Genomic DNA, 17,364 nt, shown 5'->3' on the forward strand with positions numbered 1-17,364 from the left:
TATATGACTTATCCTTGTCGAAATAGTCTTCTTCACCAGATAATTCAGCAGGCTCTATCTGCTGCGGCGCTGAATATTCAGCCAATATCCGTCAGTGCTACGTTCAGTTGCCACCCTATGGACTCTAGCCATGACAGGTGTAAACAGTAGGATAGAATCCCTGCCCGGGCGATGGGAGCACCTTGATGACCGATATGATGAAAAAGGATAACGACATTTCCCGCGTGGCTTCAGGTCTTATGGCCGTAGCCGTTGTGGCACTGGTTATCATCGGCTGGATAGCCGCAGTTGTCACCTCGGGCGAAGCTGGGATCAGCAAGCTGGAACCGTGGTGGCGAGGACTATCCGCCATTTTCTTCCTGATGGCTTTACTGTGGATTGCCCACTTCTTTCTGCCGCGCCGTGTTCCGCTGATTACTTCGGTAATCTTGGCGGCAGCATCCGCAATGATCACGGGCTTTGGCGTCGCATTCTTTCGACCTTTTGGCTGGGGAGATCTCCTCTGGCCGGTATCGGCTCTCTTCGCCTCGATTGCCATCTTGAAGCTTCTAGAACCCACTGGACGTACGCAGTGAATTACGTGTCCGCACGTTGGTTTGGCATCAGACTTATATGACCTCAGTGAGGAACGTTAAAACAGAAAAGCCATCTTCTGCGATCCGCCGTGAGAACAAGGGAATCAAGAAAATGGCTTTTCGGATATGGGGGAGAGGGTAACTAGGCGCTCTTCCAGGGGTCTTCAACCGGACGGGCCGCGTTGTAGGCGGCAATGCCTCCAATGCCCAGCGCAAGAACCAGACCCACCAGGGCTAGACCCTTACGGGGGCGCTTACCGCCGTTGCGCTCGATGCGTGCCAGCTCTTTATGAGCCTTGCGTGCGGTTTTCGAGGCGGCCTTGCGAGCCTTCTTCATGGCTTTTTTCTTGCCGGTGAGCTTCTCAGCAAACATATCTGCGTGCCCGGGGATATTCAGGTCATCGACCTTCTCTGCCATGGCCATAGCGGCGACGACAGCCGAATTCTTCGCGGCTTTACGAGCCTTGCGCTTCTTGCAGAACATTGTGAACCTCCATCAGTCATACCGCAATACCTCACGTACGCGGGTAAATGTTCACCTCTCAGCATAAGGAATTACCCTGAAAAATGCTTGTTGAAACCCTCACCTCAGCTAAAAATACTGATAAACCGCCCGTGTTTTCTCAGCAGGCTAAATTTAACGTGACGCCGTGATAGCGCGGCTTCTAGCGCATCATAGAGACAACATGACAAAATAGACCTATGACTAATGCAACAGCTCAAGCAACTATTCACACCAACTACGGTGATATTGTCGTTGATCTCTTTGGCAACCATGCACCGCTGACCGTTGAGAACTTTATCGGTCTGGCAGACGGTTCTAAAGAGTGGAAGCACCCCCGCAGCGGCGAGGTCATGAACACTCCGCTCTACAAAGATGTGGTGTTCCACCGTATTATCAAGGACTTCATGATTCAAGGCGGTGACCCTCTCGGCATGGGTATTGGCGGCCCCGGCTACCAGTTCAAGGACGAGATTCACCCCGAGCTTTCTTTCTCTAAGCCCTACCTGCTCGCAATGGCAAACGCAGGCCCCGGCACCAACGGCTCGCAGTTCTTTATTACCACGGCAGAGACTCCTTGGCTGAACGGTCGCCACACCATCTTCGGTGAGGTCGCTGATGAAGCCTCAAAGAAGGTTGTAGACGCTATTGAAAGCGTTGAAACCGGTGCACAGGATCGTCCGGTGAAGGATGTCGTCATTTCTTCAATCGACATCAAGAAACTCTAATTTCGTGCTGGGAAAGGACCCGCCTGGGTAACCGGGACGGGTCCTTCACCGTATCTGCGTTCTTCTCGTAATCCATGAGCCGAACCACGGGAACCGAGGGACTGAGTAAGAGCGTATGAAAGGAAAAACGTGGACTACCCATCTAATCCACAGCAAAATAGCTCTCAGACGGAGCCCACTTGCCCGCGGCATTCCGACCGTGTGAGCTATGCACGGTGTAAACGGTGCATGCGTCCCGCCTGCGGGGAATGCCAAATTAATCTGGACGTCGGGATGATCTGTCCTGACTGCTACCGAGAGCTATATGGACGTCAATATCAGGCGCGCGCACCGCGCAGGTTCGTTCCCTACGTAACTTACACCCTGATCGGGATTAACGTAGTGGTATATCTGCTTCAGCTCATCATCCCGCAGTATTGGGTGTATTCCATGTTTGCCCTGAAATGGGATTATACCGAATTCACGGGGGAGTACTATCGCGTGCTGACCAGTGGTTTCTTGCACTCACAGAACGATTACTCGCATATTGTGATGAATATGCTCTCCCTCTATATCTTTGGTATTGCCCTTGAACAGATGATGGGATGGTGGCGGTATTTGCTCGTATACCTGTTCTCCATCGTAGGCGGTTCTTTTGGCGTGCTTCTTCTGGACGATCCAACTGCGGAGGTTGTGGGCGCATCCGGCGGTATTTTCGGGCTGATTGGTGCCTACCTGGTGATTATGGTGGTTCTGCGCGAACGGGATAATATACGGGCCCTCATGATTATGATCGCCGTGAACGTCGCCTTTGGATTCCTCGTTCCCGGGATTTCCTGGCAGGCTCATGCGGGCGGTTTTGTGGTCGGTGCTCTTGCCACGGCAGCGCTTTTAGCGCCTCAGATTATTCAGCGCACACGAAGTATCCGAAGGTAATACTCGAAATACCTGTGGATAACTAATTTTTGGTGGGCCGCAGTATCCCAATTTTCCCTGTGGGGACAGGGCGGGATACGGTGGTCCACCGATTGCTTTAAAACACAGAAAAGCACCTGTATTTTTTGATTATCCACATGAGTTTTCCACACTGTGAATAACTACAGTGATGTAATTTCACATTTGTTAGTACCCCGTAGTTACCTGTGGATAGAAGGCTTTATCATCTCGAAATTACAGGCATGTAAGGTTTTCCCCATGTTTATCCCCACCTGTGGAAAACTTAAAACCCAGGATGTGTAATTACAAAAAACGGGTGCAGCTCGATCAACGAACTGCACCCAGAGGAACGCTTGTACAGACTAGTTCGCCTGCGCCTCAGCCTGAGCAATGTCATCGGGGCTAAGCGTGACGCCCGTATACAGCCGGAATTGTTCAGCTGCCTGCAGAGCAATCACCTCGCCGCCCGTGATAACCTCATGACCGGCAGCGCGAGCGGCACGAATCAGTGGGGTTTCCACAGGCATCGCCACAACATCGAATACCACCGACGCCGCCTCAATCGTGGGTTGCGGATATGCCAACTGCTCGCTCTCGGCACCGCCAGACATACCGATCGGGGTAACATTCACAATCACTGGAGCGGTAAGATCGCCGGGTTCAGGCGCCCACGCATACCCGTACCGGTGCGCGAGCGCCGTGCCTGCATCCTCATTGCGAGCGATAATAGTGCCCGCCCGGAACCCAGCATCGTAGAAGGCACCCGCAACGGCCGCCGCCATGCCTCCTGAACCGCGCAGAAGAAACGGCAGCTTAGGATCAACGGCATGCGATTTCAGCAAGGAAGCTACTGCAATCACGTCGGTATTGTAGGCGTGCAGGTACCCGTCCGTATTGACGATAGTATTGACCGCCCCAATGACCTGCGCCGAATGATCGACCTCGTCCATGAGCGGAATAACCGCCTGTTTGAAGGGCATAGAAACGGAACATCCGCGAATACCCAGAGCGCGCACACCCGCGATAGCACCCTCAATGTCCGTGGTTGTCATCGCCTTATACAAGTAATCAAGGCCGTGTTTCTCATACAGATAATTGTGGAACTTGATGCCGTGGTTTGACGGTCGTCCAGACAGGGAAATGCAAAGGGTCGTATCGCGGTTCAGTGGTGGACGCGGCATAGGGGAGTCCTTCGGTGGTTTAGGAAAGAGTGTTGCGAATGAGAGTTGCGGCTTTCTCGCGAGTTTGGCGGTCAGCTACCACGAAATGCATATCGCCGGTATCGAGTGTGGGAACAACCGCGTTGCCATCGTTGAGGCTCTTCACATGGGCCTCCGCCTGAGGATCCTCCCAAATATTGACCCAGGTTGCATGATTGCCCAGGTCGCCTAACGACGAATCGAGGCGCTCGCAGAAGGGGCATCCAGGGCGCCAATAGATGACGACTCCGCCGTCTTCCTGAACTTTGCGTGCGTCTTCTTGGGTTGCTTGTTGACGTTCGAGCATTTTGATCTCCAAAGGTATAACACAATAGGGAGCCCGCCGCGGTTACTGTGACCCATCGGGGTAAAGCAACAGGCTGCATGCGGGCTGTCTAACACTACAAAAACAGAGCGTTTGAGACAATAATTCCAGCATAGGCGAAAGAATCATGAATCTGCTGGTAAAGGCCTTCGAATACAGAAAAATTCCCCGCATCATGAAAATGAATGCGGGGAATTCTTGAAGACTAGAGTCTTACTTACCGAACTTATCGGTAATCTTCTGGACGTTCTCATTGACGACCTCTTCGGCCTTCGAGGTGTGCTCGTCGTTGACGACTTCCTTACCTGCCTTGTCGTTAACGAAGTTCTTTGCCTTGTCGATGCCCTGCTCGACGATGTTCTTCGGATCGAAACCCATAAGACTCTCCTTTATTTTGGGTGACTGGTTGAAACACAGTGTAGAGGTTGTACAGAGTATAAACAACCCTCAAAATATCATGACATGAGTTAGGGTGAAATTTATCTAAAGTTCTCCGAGAGCCAATCACAATCCGCAGGGAAACCGGCAACCATCGGCAGAAAACGAGGCTCGGCGTACCCGTGTTCGGCGTATGCTTGGGCGATCGCCTGAGCTGTTTCCTCAAGTCGGGATTTTTTAACAAGAGCCATCACAGCACCGCCGAAACCGCCTCCAACGATGCGCGCCCCTAGGGCCTCGTGTGCCAGGCAGGCTTCAACCGCAACGTCGATCTCCGGGCGGGAGACGCGAAGCTCGTCGCGCATCGAAATAAAGGACTCGGTAAAGATGCGCCCAGCCTCTTCAAAAGCCCGATACCCCAGTTCATCCGCATGTTTGAGCAGGTAGCTGGCGCGCCCCACCAGTGTCATATCGTGAAACGCATGGCGAACCCAGCCGCGCGGGAAAGTTGCCGGACCCTCACGTTCCTCTAATGCTGTCAGAGAACGATTAACCGAAGAATCTACTAGTTCCAAACGCCACTCTTTAGCCTCACGTTCGTCGTGGTGTGCACATGAAAGATCTTCGGGAAGAGCATCACGCAGAAAGGTGAGACCAAGCGCTTTCGCACACGATTCAGAGGCGGCACGCCGGTCGGCAAAACCATTATGTGCAAGCGCGTGCGGGGTATTCGTATCAACAACAAGAAAACTTAGCCCGTGCTTCTGCAGGTTCAGATGAATAGGGTCTATCGAAAAATCACGGAAATCGATGACCAAAGCCTGACCTGGCTTTGACCGCAGCGACGCCGTCTGATCGAGTCCGCCGGTATGGGCGCCCGCAACCTTGTTCTCTGCGGTGATGCACACCTGTGCCAGGCGAGCCCGGAGTGCATCGTTATCGGGGGAGCGGTCGGAAGGAACCGCATCTGTATCCGGGCAACCGGGGCGCAGCGGGCAGGAAAGGTCAAGAAGCGCCAGTGCTGTGGAGCATTCTAAAGCGGCGGACGAAGAAAGCCCCCCTCCCACGGGAACCCGCGAGTTAATGAGCAAATCAGCCCCGAACTGACCGGGAAGCATAATATCGCGACCACCTTCATGATTCATCGCCCACGCAACACCGGCAACATAGGTGAACCAGCCCTTAATATGCCCGGGTTGAATATCCCGAATTACAATTGTGCGTTCGTCTCCGGGCATCTGCAGAGAGGATGCGCGCAGCACCCCGTCTCGGCGCAGCGACCCCGCAATGTAGGTACGGTAGGGTAGCGGCATGGGCATGCACGAACCACCCAGAAAATCGATGTATTCGCCCAAGAGATTCAAACGACCGGGGGCGGACCATACCCCATCGGGCTCTTTACCATAGGTCTGTCGAAACGCTTGGCGTACCCGCTGAATTTCATCCTGATGTTCGGGCAGAGAAGCCCACTGCGGGATTGCGGTGGTCGTCATAGAACTCCATTCAGGCAATGCGATAAAACGGTACTCTTCAACATACCATCTGCACGCCTGCGTACCGGGGCACGACTGCACAACAGCAGCAGCCCCGGCTGATGCATATGCATCTGTATGCGGGAATTATTTGGAGAGCATGAGCCCATCGATCGCGGTGGAAATATCAGCCGTATATGCTTCACACACCGGCTTAGGAATTTCCTGCAGGGGATTCTCTTCGGCTTCCGCAGTCAGCGAAGTCAATACAGGAATAGCCTGTGCCTCTTCCACCAGGCTCAAGGCAAGGTGAATGAGCATGCGGGCGCGGCGCAGCGCCTCTCCAGGCTCAAACCCCATATTTTGAGCGTCGTAGGCAATAGCCGCCACGGGTTTGAGCCGCTCAGGATTAGTTGCCAATGCCAGGCGAATAACTTCAGGAAATTCTGGAATGGAATAAATGGTCTCGAAAAGGACCTGTCCGCGCACGATCAAGGACTCTTTCACTGCCTCTGGATCCTTAGAATCCGCGGGCATAAGAAGCTCCTTTGGAGCTTTCTTATCCAAGATATAGTTCGCAAGAAGCACCAAAAGGTGCTGTTTATTCTTGACATGGTAATAGAGGGCGCCGGGAGCAACTTGAAGTTCAGCCGCCAAACGGCGCATCGACAAATCCGCTAAACCATTGGTTACCAGAAGATCAAATGCTGTGTCTAAAATTTTTGCTTGAGAAAGTACCACACGTCTATTTTACGGGTGAAATCTCTCTGCTGTCATGAAAAACACCTATAAATTCTCGTAAAGAGTATGAAGAAGTAATTGTATTTATGTAGAAAACTATAGAAATTGCTAGTGGCATAACTGTAAAAATTGAGGCTTACGTAGGTGTTTAATAAATGGTATGAGTAACGCATATTCCGAACTTGTGGCACGCATTAGCGGGGGAGAAGGATTGACCCGCGATGAAGCGCAGTCGCTTCTGAGCACTGAAGACGGTCAAGATTTTGCGCTTATTGAAGCAGCATCTGCACTTCGCCGCCAAGAATTTCGCAATGTAATAGCAATTCATACTGAAGATGAGGAATTAGCTGAAGCATTAGGTACACGTTCAATTTCTATTGATTCTTATGAAATTTTAGATATAAGCCAAGATATTGATTCTCATGAACTCGCTGACCGGATGGTGGCTTTAGGAGCTGGGAAATCTACCGGCATTACCGTAAAACTACCTCAGCAGGCGGTTCCGATGACGCTGATGCGTATCCTCTCCGTCTTGCGGCTTGCCGCCCCCGATAAGGTTATTCACCTTCCCGAAGGCTATGAAGAGTCGCTGCGTTCGCTGGCATCTCTGGCCATGCATATTGTGAGTGCTATTACCATTACCGATGATATTGAGCGTTGGCCGCTCGTGAATGAAACCCTCAAAGCACTGCGTCACGGCGGGATTGTGATCGCCGGTTCGGGCAGTCGTGATGCGCTCGCTGGGTACCTAGCGTATCTTTCGGAGCTCGGCGTTGATTTGATGGGTCACCGTGAGGCACGCGGCTCAGCCTGCGGTTCCGTTGATGGCGGCGGATGCTGTGGCGGACACGAAAGCGAGCCTGCCGCATCCTCGGGCGGATGCGGCTGTGGCTCGGGCGGATGCGGTTCCGATTCCGTCTCGACAGAACAGCATGCGCATTCCGAAGGTGGATGCTGCGGCGGGCACGACTCCACTCAGCCGGTTGAGACTCCGAAACCTGCCGCCTCCGGTGGGTGCGGATGCGGTTCCGGCGGCTGTGGGTCGGCATAGCATTCAGCTTCCCTCACAGAATATAATTGCCCCTTCACCAAGATCGCAGAGGTTGATTTTGGTGAAGGGGTTCCCTGTCTTTGCGGGGTAAAACGATATATTCCAAAATTGGAATAGTATTACCTTACGGTTATTCGTCTTGTAGGTGAACATTACCCGAACTCTCCTGCGAGAAGGGCTGTTACCTGTGACTCTCCGGTAAAGTTGAGTATGAGTGTATCTAAAAATACAAGGGGTTGATACGAGAGACAATGCTCTACTTATCCGTTATAGTTCTGATTCTACTTGCAACAGTCATTATGGTGAGCGTTGGCGATCGCCTTAATCTTCCCTGGCCCGTGATGATGACCATCCTGGGTGTTGGAGCGCTGCTGCTACCTCCCGATCGACCCCATATTGAAATCGACAGCGATATTATTCTGCCGATCTTCCTGCCGCCGCTGCTGTGGGCCATCGGTGTGAAATTCTCCTGGGGTACACTCCGGCGCCGCTGGAAGTCCGTTCTCCTCTATTCGGTACTGCTCACCACGGCATCTGCGCTTGCCGTTGCCGGTGTTGCCCTGTGGTGGGTTCCCGGAATGACGGTCGCTGTCGCCCTGGCGCTCGGTGCCGCAGTTTCGCCTCCGGATCCCGTTGCTGTTGAGGCCGTTGCCGAACCTGTCGGTATTCCACGACGTTTGATTGGCACGCTCCAGACTGAGGGTAGTTTCAACGATGCTATATCGATTGTGCTCTTTCATGCTGCTATTCATTCGATGGAGGAGCACCACGCCATCGAACCACTCGAAGTTATGAGGGACTTCGCTTTAGGCTCGGTTCTAGCAGTTATTATCGGTTTTGCGTTTGGCTGGATCGGTGGTTATGTGCGTCTGCGCGCCCACGATGTGGTGACGAGAAATGCCGTAACTCTTGTGATTCCCTTCGCTGCCTACCTGGTGGCAGAAAATATTCATGCATCCGGCGTTATTGCCGTGGTGATTGCCGCAATTCAATTCACCAGCACTAAGTATTTGGTGGCCTTAGAAGCAGAGGATCGTCTAACGACCTCATCTTTCTGGCAGATTATTGAATTGCTTATGACCGGTATTGCTTTCGGGCTGATCGGTCTGCAGGCGAGCGAAATTATCTATAAAGCCAACTCAGAGCGTATTGCCGGTCTCTTCGTCGATGGTGCCGTTATTGCTGTGGTCGCAATGATAATTCGTCTTGTGTGGTTCTCGGTAATCTGGCTGATTGGTAAGGCTGCCCGCCCGGTGCATGAAGGCGCTCCTGAATCCTTCGCCGAGGTTATCGTGATGACCTGGTCGGGGATGCGCGGCCTAGTGACCCTGATTCTTGCGCTCTCTATTCCCATGATCGACGGTATGGAACAGGTGCGCGAAGACGCTATCGTGATGATGATTTCGGTTCTGTTCTTTACCCTCGTGGTGCCCGGACTGACCCTGCCGTTTGTGGTGAGGATCTTGAAGGTGCAGGTGAACCATGAGGAAGATACCGCCGTTCCAGAACTGCTCAAACTGGCTCAGAATGCGGCTTTGGAAGCCCTGCAGGAAGAAGCAAAGGCAACGGTTGATCCAGAGACCTACGCTCGCGTGAAGGATATGTACACCGCTATTACTCGCCGCGACGAGATTATCGAGAGCCTGCCTGAGGAATATAAGCCCCATATCGAAAAGCTCAAGGATAAGCGAAGCGACTATATTCGTCTGCGTGATGCGGCGCTGATGGCGGCACAGCGTGCAGTGATTTCAGCTCAGGATCGTTACGATTCCCACGATGTTTCCCGAGTAATTCGTAAGTTGGATATTCTGGTTCAGGCTGAGAATGTGCGCACGAATAATAACTTTATTCTGCCTTCGTTGCCTGCCGTAGCTCTTGAAAGGTATAACATGCTCCGCAGTCATCTGGGAACTTCGACTATTCCCATCGTGAAGGACGCCCCTTCTTCGCCATATGTTTCTAATGCCATATTTGATGAACAACGTTAAGCTATGATTTTCACACCGTGAACCTGGGAAAATTAAGGAAATTCACGGTATGAAATGCTTTGAGACCTCATATCATCTAAAATTGGATTAAGAGGAATTTTACGCCGTTCAAACGCATAATGTGTACGAATATTTTATGCGTTTCTTCATAATTGAAAAGCTGTGAAAACCCATGAATTCTAAAAAACTTTCGCCCGCCTATCTCACCTCCCTACTTCTTATCGTGGTCGGTGCCTTGCTGATTAGCCTCTCACAGACATGGCTGCTGTGGCTCGGATGGATTCTAGTTCTTGCCGCGCTGGGATTGAATGTTCTTGCACATATGGTCACTATTTCCAAGGCTCAAGGAGAGCCTACACCCGCTTTGGTGACAAGCTTAAGTGAGATGGAAAATAATCTTGTGGGCGCTATGCGCGATAAAAATGCGGAGCGTCATGACAGTCCTGAGGGTGATGACGGGGCTTATGATGGTGAAGAAGGAAACTCCGCATCGGATGAAGCCGCGCAGTCTTCGACCCGCGAGTCTGACGCCGGTAAACTTGGAGTTCTTCCCTCAAAACCCAACGGTTCACGAGGCTCTCACCCACGCTCAAACGTTCGCTAAAGGTCTGCTATGAACACAAAATTCCTTCTCTCACCCGCGTATCTATGCTCGGCGGCACTGCTGATAGTAGGTGCTGTGCTCAGTGGAGGAAGGTTTATGCTGATCGGCTGGATTTTCTTTATCGTCGGTCTTTTCCTGAACGCTTTGGTATTAGTTGTCTTGGTTAACCGCGATCAACTGACGCATCTTGGCGCTCAGCTCAAACGTCCCGATGAATCAGAACTAGAGATCGGCGAACCGGTGGTGCAGCGTCTTGATGAAGAAGTTGCTGAACCGGCTGTGGATATGGATGCGGAACCTCTGCCGGAGGATCTTCCTGATGCTCCAGAGGTTGCTCAGAACATAGTAAAAGATACTGCTTCTGTGAAAAGAACATAAGACCCTCAGAAAATAAGCGTGGCGTATATTCGCCCTCACGGAAGACCTGATAGTAAGGGGAGATTCGGTGCACTGTTGTACTGAATCTCCCCTACATTTTTCTCATGTCAATAATGGAATATTGCCAGGTCAGCAGGTATATATTCCAAAATAAGAATATAGGGGTGGGTGGACTTTGATAGTCCGCCCACCCTTATATCTCACCATAGAACTACACACTGAGGCGCACATACCAGGTAGAACTGCGAGTTTATACTTCCATCGAAAGCGGCGTGCGGGGGAGCGGGGCAGCGGATTAAAGCCAGGATGATGCGTAGTCGGCGTACTCCTGTACACGCTTGTGTGCATCTTGAGTCAGGACGTTACGTATCTGATGCCGAAAAAATAAACCCAAAAACCTAGGCTCCCGAACCTTTCGGTTAAAAAGACAGTGCTGGAATTGACTCAAACTAATAGTGCATCCAGTTTGTACTTACTGCCTAATTTTGCTTAATATTTCCTGATATCTGGGGAGTTACTAGGTGATCATGACTATGATACTTCTCTGATCCCCTGTAGTATCTGCAACAACATCTGATCTCCATATTGAGTGTTTTGATGTCTGACACCTTAGTTGTTGTATAGGGGTGTTAAATTGTTATGGTGCCGTAGATTATTTCTGCATGATGGTATCAGCGAACCTCCCAGTTGACAGTGAATAGTTCATTGGTGGATTGTTCTGCTTCTAGGGCTTGTGCAGCATTGTCAAGATAGGTGTCTGACTCATTGCGGAGTTTGTCGCGCTGGCGGCGGTATTCGTCGTCTGCCTCTTCGGCTCGGCGTCTCCATTGGCGTGCCTCGCGGGTGAGTTTGAGTTGTTCGGCTGTACTGGAGGCTTTGCGTGCAGCCTTAGTAGCGGTGGATTCTTTGGCGTGGAAGTCTCGAATCTTCGCGTCAAACGTAGCCTTAAGATCAAGGCGCGCAGCATCAATGAGAGCTTCTTGTTGCAGGTAGAAAATTGCGTTACGATCTTGCACGTCTTTGGCAAATTGACTTCGTAAAGCATCAATCGTTTCACTGAAACCATCGGTGTTCACGGCTTCCGGGGCTACGTTGATACAAGTGAGGTCAAAAAGGTCACGGATCTGCTCGTGGTCCATGGTCGTGCCATCATCAAAGAACCCAGCCAGTAAAAGATAGGTTTCACGTAGGCTCTGATTACCGGATTGCATAGTAAATGTCGTTTCGTGAACGGTGAGTCGACCGCTTTTATCGCATAGTTGCCTTGCGATGGTGGTGACGCGCGTCGAGCCCTTGACCTGGAATATGAGTCGAGCCGGGGGCGTCTCATGCCTTTTTGCAGATTCAATCACCCATTGACACAGGTCGCTGGAGTACCTGTACTGGTGGGCACCCTTGCGTGGTTCGGTCTTGAAGAAATACTCTCCAACGGTGATGTTGGGTGTGGGAGACTGAGTGAGCGTGAACTGTGTAGCGGTGTCGTTGAATGTTGCTAGACCGGTTAGCTCGTAGTGTGTTAGGGCGATGAGAAGCCTTTCGAAGGCGTTGAGTACCACCCCGGTTTGGGTATTGTAGGATTTGAGTTTATCGCGGACTTTCGGGTCGAGATTGTCGAAAACCTTCTTTCGGGTTCCTTTCATCTCGCGGCTGATCTGTGTCGCGTAGTGCGCCTCAAGATCGGTAAAAGCGGCATCAATCTGCTCAGCTGTAGTGCATCGATCCAGGATTGCGGCAATGTTCTTCTCAAAACCTAGACCGTCTTCGATCTGCCCCAGAACCTCATCAGAAGCTCCAAAGACGGAGGTGAACAATTGGAATTTCTCCGTGAGAAGCTGCAAAATACGCTCTTCAGCCAAGTTACCTTTGTTGGAGAAATTCACGACGATAACATTGTGTTTCTGCCCAAACCGGTGGACACGCCCGATACGTTGCTCCACACGCTGGGGATTCCACGGCAGGTCGTAGTTGACCAACATGGAACAGAACTGCAAGTTGATGCCTTCGGAAGCCGCTTCAGTGGCTATCATGAGCCGTCCGCGCTGATGGAACTCATCGACCAAGGCTTTGCGTCGGTCGGCTGCAGGGATACCTGTGACGAGGTCTCCACCTTTGTTTCCCTCCAACCATTCCCGGTAGATCGCGTTGGCTTCAGCGGAGTCGTTGGTGCCGTTGAATAGCACCAGCCCTTCACCCCAACCCGCATTACGCAGGGATTGGGCGAGGTAGTTCTGAGTGACAGTCGAGTCGGTGAAAATAATCGCTTTCTCAGGTGCGCCGATCTCGCGTAGTTTTGCAAAGCCTTGCTCAAGAGCATCAACCAGCTTGACGGCTTTCTGGTTGACAGTAATGGAGCGTGCGAGTGCAGCGTAGTCACGGAGTTCCTGTACCTCAGCCAGCATCGAAGCGTGATCACCACCGTCGATAACTTCCGTCAGGGCGGGTGTGCTGTCAGCTTCCTCGCGCTCCTCCCCGGTCAGATCTGGATCTGCAATGAACGCACCAGCGTCGTTGCGGCGTTTACCACTATTTGCCTCAGCCTCCAGACGATTCGCGATGCTCTCCAACGTGGAAGCTACCGCGTAGGATGACGAACCAAGACGTTTGCGGAGAATAAGTGCAGATAGATGCCGTTGAGACTTGGCAAAAGCCCACAGAAACGGCCGCTGCAGGTAGGAATTGATGAATTCATAGAGCTGGATCTCATCCTCGCTGGGTGTGAAGGCAACGGTCAGTGGCATCCGAGTGGTAAAGCGAATGTACTTATTCGCGTCCTTGCGCAGGGTTCGCTTTGTGATCTGCGCAACCCTAGCTGCCAGGTCATCGTTACCCACCCCATCAGGGTTGTTGATGTAGCGCTCTTTGAACGTCTCCAGAGAGTGGAAATAGTCGGGAGCGAACACGCTCACAAGTCCGAAGAGTTCCTCAAGGCGATTTTGCAATGGAGTGGCCGTGAGCATGACAGTTTTTGTAGCTCCACGGCAGATTCTTGCAACATTAGCAGCAATTTTCGCCTGTCCTGTCCAATAAGAGCGCAAACGGTGTGCCTCATCACATACCACCAGATCCCACATGTGCGTGAGCCTAAGGTATTGAGAGTTGGCGAACTCATAAGAGCAGATGAGGACTTGCTCGTGTGCACCCGATCTAGTGAGCTCATCAAAGCTGCCGCGTTCGAGTAAAGATGCGGGAAGAGCAAATTTCTCATTGAGCTCTTGCTTCCACTGCTGGCGCAAAGATGAAGGCGCGATGATTAAGATGCGGCGTTTGCGTTCAGCCCAGTACTGACTGATAACAATTCCGGCCTCGATAGTTTTTCCAAGGCCCACCTCGTCAGCCAAAATCACACCGGGAGTAAACGGGGTCTGCAAAGCAAATAAAGCGGCATCAATCTGATGAGGCTTGGGCTCTACTTGCGCATCAAATAACAACCCGGCTAGTCGGCCGACATGGTCCGAGGCGTAGGAACGGTCGAGTTCATGAGCGTAGAACTTGGCCTGATAATCGCTGAGCAAACCAGCACGCACTTCCATTATTAGATACCCCACCGATCAGGTGCGCTGACGTTGTAATCCACGCCAATAGCTTCAAAGTGTTTGATTGCCGCGTTGATTTTCGCGTTCTCACTTGGACGGCGCTTGGTTGGATCCAGACTGCTCTTGGTTTCGCGGATTAAGTAGAGGTGTTCGGTTCCGTCTTCGACCTTGATGATTGCCCAGTCTGGGTTGTAGTCACCTACCGGGGTAGGGATACGGAACTTGTTGGGCAGCTTCATAAACAGTTTGATGTCCTCCCGTCCATCCAGATACTGGGCGAACTGTCGCTCCACCGCGGAGTCCAACACAACGTAGTTAAAATCGGTTTTTTCCGTGTTCTTGACTTCATAGAGCTGATCGATGAATCGGTCTTTCTCGTCTAAGCCATCTGCCTGCAGTTCACGAAGCTCATAGATGCTGCCTCCAATTGGCTCGTATTGGATGCCATTAATGAGAGCATGGGCCAGCTCGGTTTCAATGCAGTCTGTGACCATCTTGATGTAGTCATTAGGGTTTGTGAGGAACTCGCCCAAACGATCTGATCCAAGCAGGATATCGATAATAGTCTTACGTGTCAGGGAGCTTGTCTCCTGGAGCTGCATAATGATGTCAGGGAGGGGATAGGATTCCTTGAGAACCTCATCGCGTAAATCGAGAATAGATCCTTTAGGACCGCCACGGGTCAGTTCCAGTCCTGTGCGGGTCACTTGAATTCGGATCGGGTCAATGGGCGGGGCTTCCTTAATGCGTGCCACGCACCGCTGGACCAAGTCGGTACGGTTCAAGCTTACCCGGTAGGTCGTGCGGCTAGTGATCTTCTCCCAGAACTCTTCGAACTCGGGAGTGGCGTACACCTGTTTGTTGAGTTTACGGACCACTCGCTTGCGTTTGGGTTTAACTATGGTCTCGATCTTACAGCCATTAACAATGTTGATGATGTCATCTTCGTAGTCTGCGTATTGAGCGGGCAGGTCAAGTGTGAAATCGAGCTGTTCAGGAACCCAGGTGCCCATGACTTCACCGGAATCATTGATATAACCACGATCATGCAAGAACTTCCAGATCTTACCCGAGCGCCGCGAACCCAACCTGGATTCTTTACCGTCTTCCATGATGGGTAGGTGGGCGAACTCCGTACGCCGCACAAACCCGATCGCCACACCCGCCTTCGTATATTCATCTTGAAGGGCAGCAGCAAACGCCTGATATGACTCATTGGCCACCACGGTTAGCTGCGCAAGTCCACGGTCGGAAACCCGCTCACCTTCTTGGTTGACGGGTAGACGTAGGCCACGCCCAATGGTCTGGCGACGCTCAGTCTCCGAGGCCATGTCACGTAGCGTGCAGATCTGGAACACGTTGGGGTTATCCCAACCCTCACGCAAAGCTGAATGAGAGAAAATGAAACGTACCGGCTCATCCATACTCAAAAGCCTGGCCTTATCCCGCATAATCAATTCGTAGGCATCATCATCGGCTTTCGTCTTACCTGATGAATCTTTGAACACCATTGGCGCGCCTTTACCTTTGCCTTTCATTTGAGCAAAATAGCCTGAGCGCGCCTGAAGCGGATCGGCGGGTAGAAAACGTGCAGCCTTAGGGCACTTCGCCAGTTCCTCGCGGTAAAGCTCGTCAAACCAGGTTGCAAAATCCCCGTTTGCATCTAGATTGTTATTCCCGGATCCAAGGTAGGATGCGACCTTGTCGATGAAGAAAAGGGAAAGAACTTTGATGCCACGGTCATGGACCTGGAGTTCCTTGCGAATGTGTTCCCGGATAGTTTCGCGGATCATTTCACGGAATACTGCATCCTGGTTGGAGCCGATTGCCTCACCAACCCCCAGGATCCCGTAGTTGGACAACTCGATCTGCTCAGGTTGCACACTAATTTCATTAATGCGCCAATTGCCCTCATAAGCCGGGTTTCCACCCGACAAGCGTTCTAAATCATCCCCCTGGGAGGCATTGATTTTGCACTTGGCGTATGAGCCGTCCTTCTTCCGGCACACCAATTCCAACGTCGCTTTGAAAGGTTCCCTACACACCTCCAGCAGCTTCACATAGGGCTTTGCGGCGCTACCAAGCTCCTGGGCGTCAGCGACCACGATGGTTTTCACGAGACTTAACTTGTGAGCATCCAACGGATCGAGACGGTACACCACGTTGCGAGTGGTGCGATGGGTTGCTGAGTAGCGCAGCGTACACAACGGGTCCAGGTCTGCAACTGCTGATTGGGCTAGCAGGGTTTCCATGTTCTGTGGCTCATCCATAATCACAACAGGACGAGTAGCTTGCAAATAATCTAAAGGCCGCAAACCAGCAAGCTTGTCTCGATTCTGGTGAATGATGCGAGTGTTCTTATCTCCACGCAGGGAATCAATCGTCATCACCAAGAATTGCAAGCTCGTGGCAGTGGCAAAGTCACGCACCTCTTCAGCCCGCTCACCCGAATACACTGTGGCATCCATGTTGATTTCTGGGTACAAGTGTCGGAAGTGCTCGCGCATCAAGTTAATAGAGGTTTTTACACCTTCACGGATCGCAACTGACGGCACCAATATAATGAACTTGGTGAACCGGTAACGCTTTACCAGCTCGAATGCAGTACGCAGGTAGACGTAGGTTTTGCCGGTACCAGTTTCCATTTCAATGTCAAACTGTAGGCCATCAACCAGCTCATCCGTGATGTCCAGACCGTTGCGGTCTTGAACACGGCGAAGGTTAGACAAAATCGTGCCCTCATCCAACACCAGATTATTTCCTACAGCACCGACTTCGGTCGCAATGTCAAACTCGCGTTGACCGGATAATTCACACTGATCAATTAACGACGGCTGAGCAGGAAGTAATCTAAAAGAAGTTACTAACTGATCCGCATCCGCTGGCTGACTATCGAAGAGATCAGTGACCGCTTCAATTGCCGATGTTTGATAAGGCTGGTGAGGATCAAACTGAAAACGCATCGAAACCCATAC

General features: G+C 51.7%; 15 protein-coding genes. 7 read left to right on the top strand and 8 right to left on the bottom strand.

The genetic code is table 11. From position 1 onward, the window contains the following. Window positions 1-185: 185 nt before the first annotated feature. The gene (locus tag HMPREF2609_RS01250) at window positions 186-575 is read left to right on the top strand and encodes a hypothetical protein (protein ID WP_048755421.1); all 390 of its coding nucleotides are present in this window, start codon (window positions 186-188) and stop codon (window positions 573-575) included. Between the two features lie 142 nt (window positions 576-717). On the opposite strand, the gene HMPREF2609_RS01255 is transcribed toward HMPREF2609_RS01250, so the two are convergent. Next, window positions 718-1,059, bottom strand: a complete 342-nt coding sequence (locus tag HMPREF2609_RS01255; RefSeq protein WP_048755420.1) for a hypothetical protein — start codon at window positions 1,057-1,059, stop codon at window positions 718-720. 218 nt (window positions 1,060-1,277) lie between these two features. On the opposite strand from HMPREF2609_RS01255, the gene HMPREF2609_RS01260 reads away from it, so the two are divergent. Then, window positions 1,278-1,805 carry a peptidylprolyl isomerase gene (locus tag HMPREF2609_RS01260; protein WP_004005916.1) on the top strand — a complete coding sequence of 176 codons (528 nt, stop codon included), beginning with the start codon at window positions 1,278-1,280 and terminating at the stop codon, window positions 1,803-1,805. A gap of 273 nt (window positions 1,806-2,078) precedes the next feature. Further along, window positions 2,079-2,720 carry a rhomboid family intramembrane serine protease gene (locus HMPREF2609_RS01265; RefSeq protein ID WP_239661995.1) on the top strand — a complete coding sequence of 214 codons (642 nt, stop codon included), beginning with the start codon at window positions 2,079-2,081 and terminating at the stop codon, window positions 2,718-2,720. Between the two features lie 362 nt (window positions 2,721-3,082). On the opposite strand, the gene HMPREF2609_RS01270 is transcribed toward HMPREF2609_RS01265, so the two are convergent. The 5 genes from HMPREF2609_RS01270 to HMPREF2609_RS11230 form a co-directional block, all read right to left on the bottom strand. After that, a complete protein-coding gene (locus tag HMPREF2609_RS01270; protein ID WP_070534555.1) occupies window positions 3,083-3,901 on the bottom strand; it encodes a shikimate 5-dehydrogenase in 819 nt (272 codons plus the stop codon). A 19-nt stretch (window positions 3,902-3,920) separates the two neighbouring features. After that, window positions 3,921-4,226, bottom strand: a complete 306-nt coding sequence (locus tag HMPREF2609_RS01275) for a glutaredoxin domain-containing protein (RefSeq protein WP_013398139.1) — start codon at window positions 4,224-4,226, stop codon at window positions 3,921-3,923. Window positions 4,227-4,457: 231 nt separating this feature from the next. Then, entirely contained in the window at window positions 4,458-4,622 is a 165-nt protein-coding gene (locus tag HMPREF2609_RS01280; RefSeq protein ID WP_070534557.1) for a ribosome recycling factor, read from the bottom strand. A gap of 101 nt (window positions 4,623-4,723) precedes the next feature. Then, on the bottom strand, window positions 4,724-6,115 hold the full coding sequence (locus HMPREF2609_RS01285) for a galactokinase (RefSeq protein WP_070534559.1): 1,392 nt from the start codon (window positions 6,113-6,115) through the stop codon (window positions 4,724-4,726). Window positions 6,116-6,241: 126 nt separating this feature from the next. Continuing rightward, entirely contained in the window at window positions 6,242-6,835 is a 594-nt protein-coding gene (locus HMPREF2609_RS11230) for a TetR/AcrR family transcriptional regulator (protein ID WP_037231446.1), read from the bottom strand. A gap of 160 nt (window positions 6,836-6,995) precedes the next feature. Between HMPREF2609_RS11230 and HMPREF2609_RS01295 the strand changes: the two genes are divergently transcribed. The 4 genes from HMPREF2609_RS01295 (at window position 6,996) to HMPREF2609_RS01310 (ending at window position 10,856) form a co-directional block, all read left to right on the top strand. Next, the gene (locus tag HMPREF2609_RS01295; RefSeq protein ID WP_048751392.1) at window positions 6,996-7,886 is read left to right on the top strand and encodes a hypothetical protein; all 891 of its coding nucleotides are present in this window, start codon (window positions 6,996-6,998) and stop codon (window positions 7,884-7,886) included. Window positions 7,887-8,137: 251 nt separating this feature from the next. Next, window positions 8,138-9,874: a cation:proton antiporter gene (locus HMPREF2609_RS01300; RefSeq protein ID WP_048751393.1), complete on the top strand. Its 1,737-nt coding sequence runs from the start codon at window positions 8,138-8,140 to the stop codon at window positions 9,872-9,874. 172 nt (window positions 9,875-10,046) lie between these two features. Next, a complete protein-coding gene (locus HMPREF2609_RS01305; RefSeq protein WP_070534561.1) occupies window positions 10,047-10,478 on the top strand; it encodes a hypothetical protein in 432 nt (143 codons plus the stop codon). A 9-nt stretch (window positions 10,479-10,487) separates the two neighbouring features. Beyond that, window positions 10,488-10,856 (top strand): hypothetical protein, encoded by a 369-nt coding sequence (locus HMPREF2609_RS01310; RefSeq protein ID WP_070534562.1) that lies wholly within the window; start codon window positions 10,488-10,490, stop codon window positions 10,854-10,856. Window positions 10,857-11,527: 671 nt separating this feature from the next. Here HMPREF2609_RS01310 and HMPREF2609_RS01315 read toward each other — a convergent pair. Further along, window positions 11,528-14,386, bottom strand: a complete 2,859-nt coding sequence (locus HMPREF2609_RS01315; RefSeq protein ID WP_070534564.1) for an SNF2-related protein — start codon at window positions 14,384-14,386, stop codon at window positions 11,528-11,530. A 2-nt stretch (window positions 14,387-14,388) separates the two neighbouring features. Then, on the bottom strand, window positions 14,389-17,352 hold the full coding sequence (locus HMPREF2609_RS01320) for a restriction endonuclease (protein WP_070534566.1): 2,964 nt from the start codon (window positions 17,350-17,352) through the stop codon (window positions 14,389-14,391). Window positions 17,353-17,364: the final 12 nt, after the last annotated feature.

Source organism: Rothia sp. HMSC058E10 (assembly GCF_001809415.1).
GTDB lineage: Bacteria > Actinomycetota > Actinomycetes > Actinomycetales > Micrococcaceae > Rothia > Rothia dentocariosa.

Bases quoted from the DNA above. Each gene is read 5' to 3' on its own strand.
- HMPREF2609_RS01250 (WP_048755421.1), top strand. From the start codon at position 186: ATGACCGATATGATGAAAAAGGATAACGACATTTCCCGCGTGGCTTCA.
- HMPREF2609_RS01255 (WP_048755420.1), bottom strand. From the start codon at position 1,059: ATGTTCTGCAAGAAGCGCAAGGCTCGTAAAGCCGCGAAGAATTCGGCT.
- HMPREF2609_RS01260 (WP_004005916.1), top strand. From the start codon at position 1,278: ATGACTAATGCAACAGCTCAAGCAACTATTCACACCAACTACGGTGAT.
- HMPREF2609_RS01265 (WP_239661995.1), top strand. From the start codon at position 2,079: ATGATCTGTCCTGACTGCTACCGAGAGCTATATGGACGTCAATATCAG.
- HMPREF2609_RS01270 (WP_070534555.1), bottom strand. From the start codon at position 3,901: ATGCCGCGTCCACCACTGAACCGCGATACGACCCTTTGCATTTCCCTG.
- HMPREF2609_RS01275 (WP_013398139.1), bottom strand. From the start codon at position 4,226: ATGCTCGAACGTCAACAAGCAACCCAAGAAGACGCACGCAAAGTTCAG.
- HMPREF2609_RS01280 (WP_070534557.1), bottom strand. From the start codon at position 4,622: ATGGGTTTCGATCCGAAGAACATCGTCGAGCAGGGCATCGACAAGGCA.
- HMPREF2609_RS01285 (WP_070534559.1), bottom strand. From the start codon at position 6,115: ATGACGACCACCGCAATCCCGCAGTGGGCTTCTCTGCCCGAACATCAG.
- HMPREF2609_RS01295 (WP_048751392.1), top strand. From the start codon at position 6,996: ATGAGTAACGCATATTCCGAACTTGTGGCACGCATTAGCGGGGGAGAA.
- HMPREF2609_RS01300 (WP_048751393.1), top strand. From the start codon at position 8,138: ATGCTCTACTTATCCGTTATAGTTCTGATTCTACTTGCAACAGTCATT.
- HMPREF2609_RS01305 (WP_070534561.1), top strand. From the start codon at position 10,047: ATGAATTCTAAAAAACTTTCGCCCGCCTATCTCACCTCCCTACTTCTT.
- HMPREF2609_RS01310 (WP_070534562.1), top strand. From the start codon at position 10,488: ATGAACACAAAATTCCTTCTCTCACCCGCGTATCTATGCTCGGCGGCA.
- HMPREF2609_RS01315 (WP_070534564.1), bottom strand. From the start codon at position 14,386: ATGGAAGTGCGTGCTGGTTTGCTCAGCGATTATCAGGCCAAGTTCTAC.
- HMPREF2609_RS01320 (WP_070534566.1), bottom strand. From the start codon at position 17,352: ATGCGTTTTCAGTTTGATCCTCACCAGCCTTATCAAACATCGGCAATT.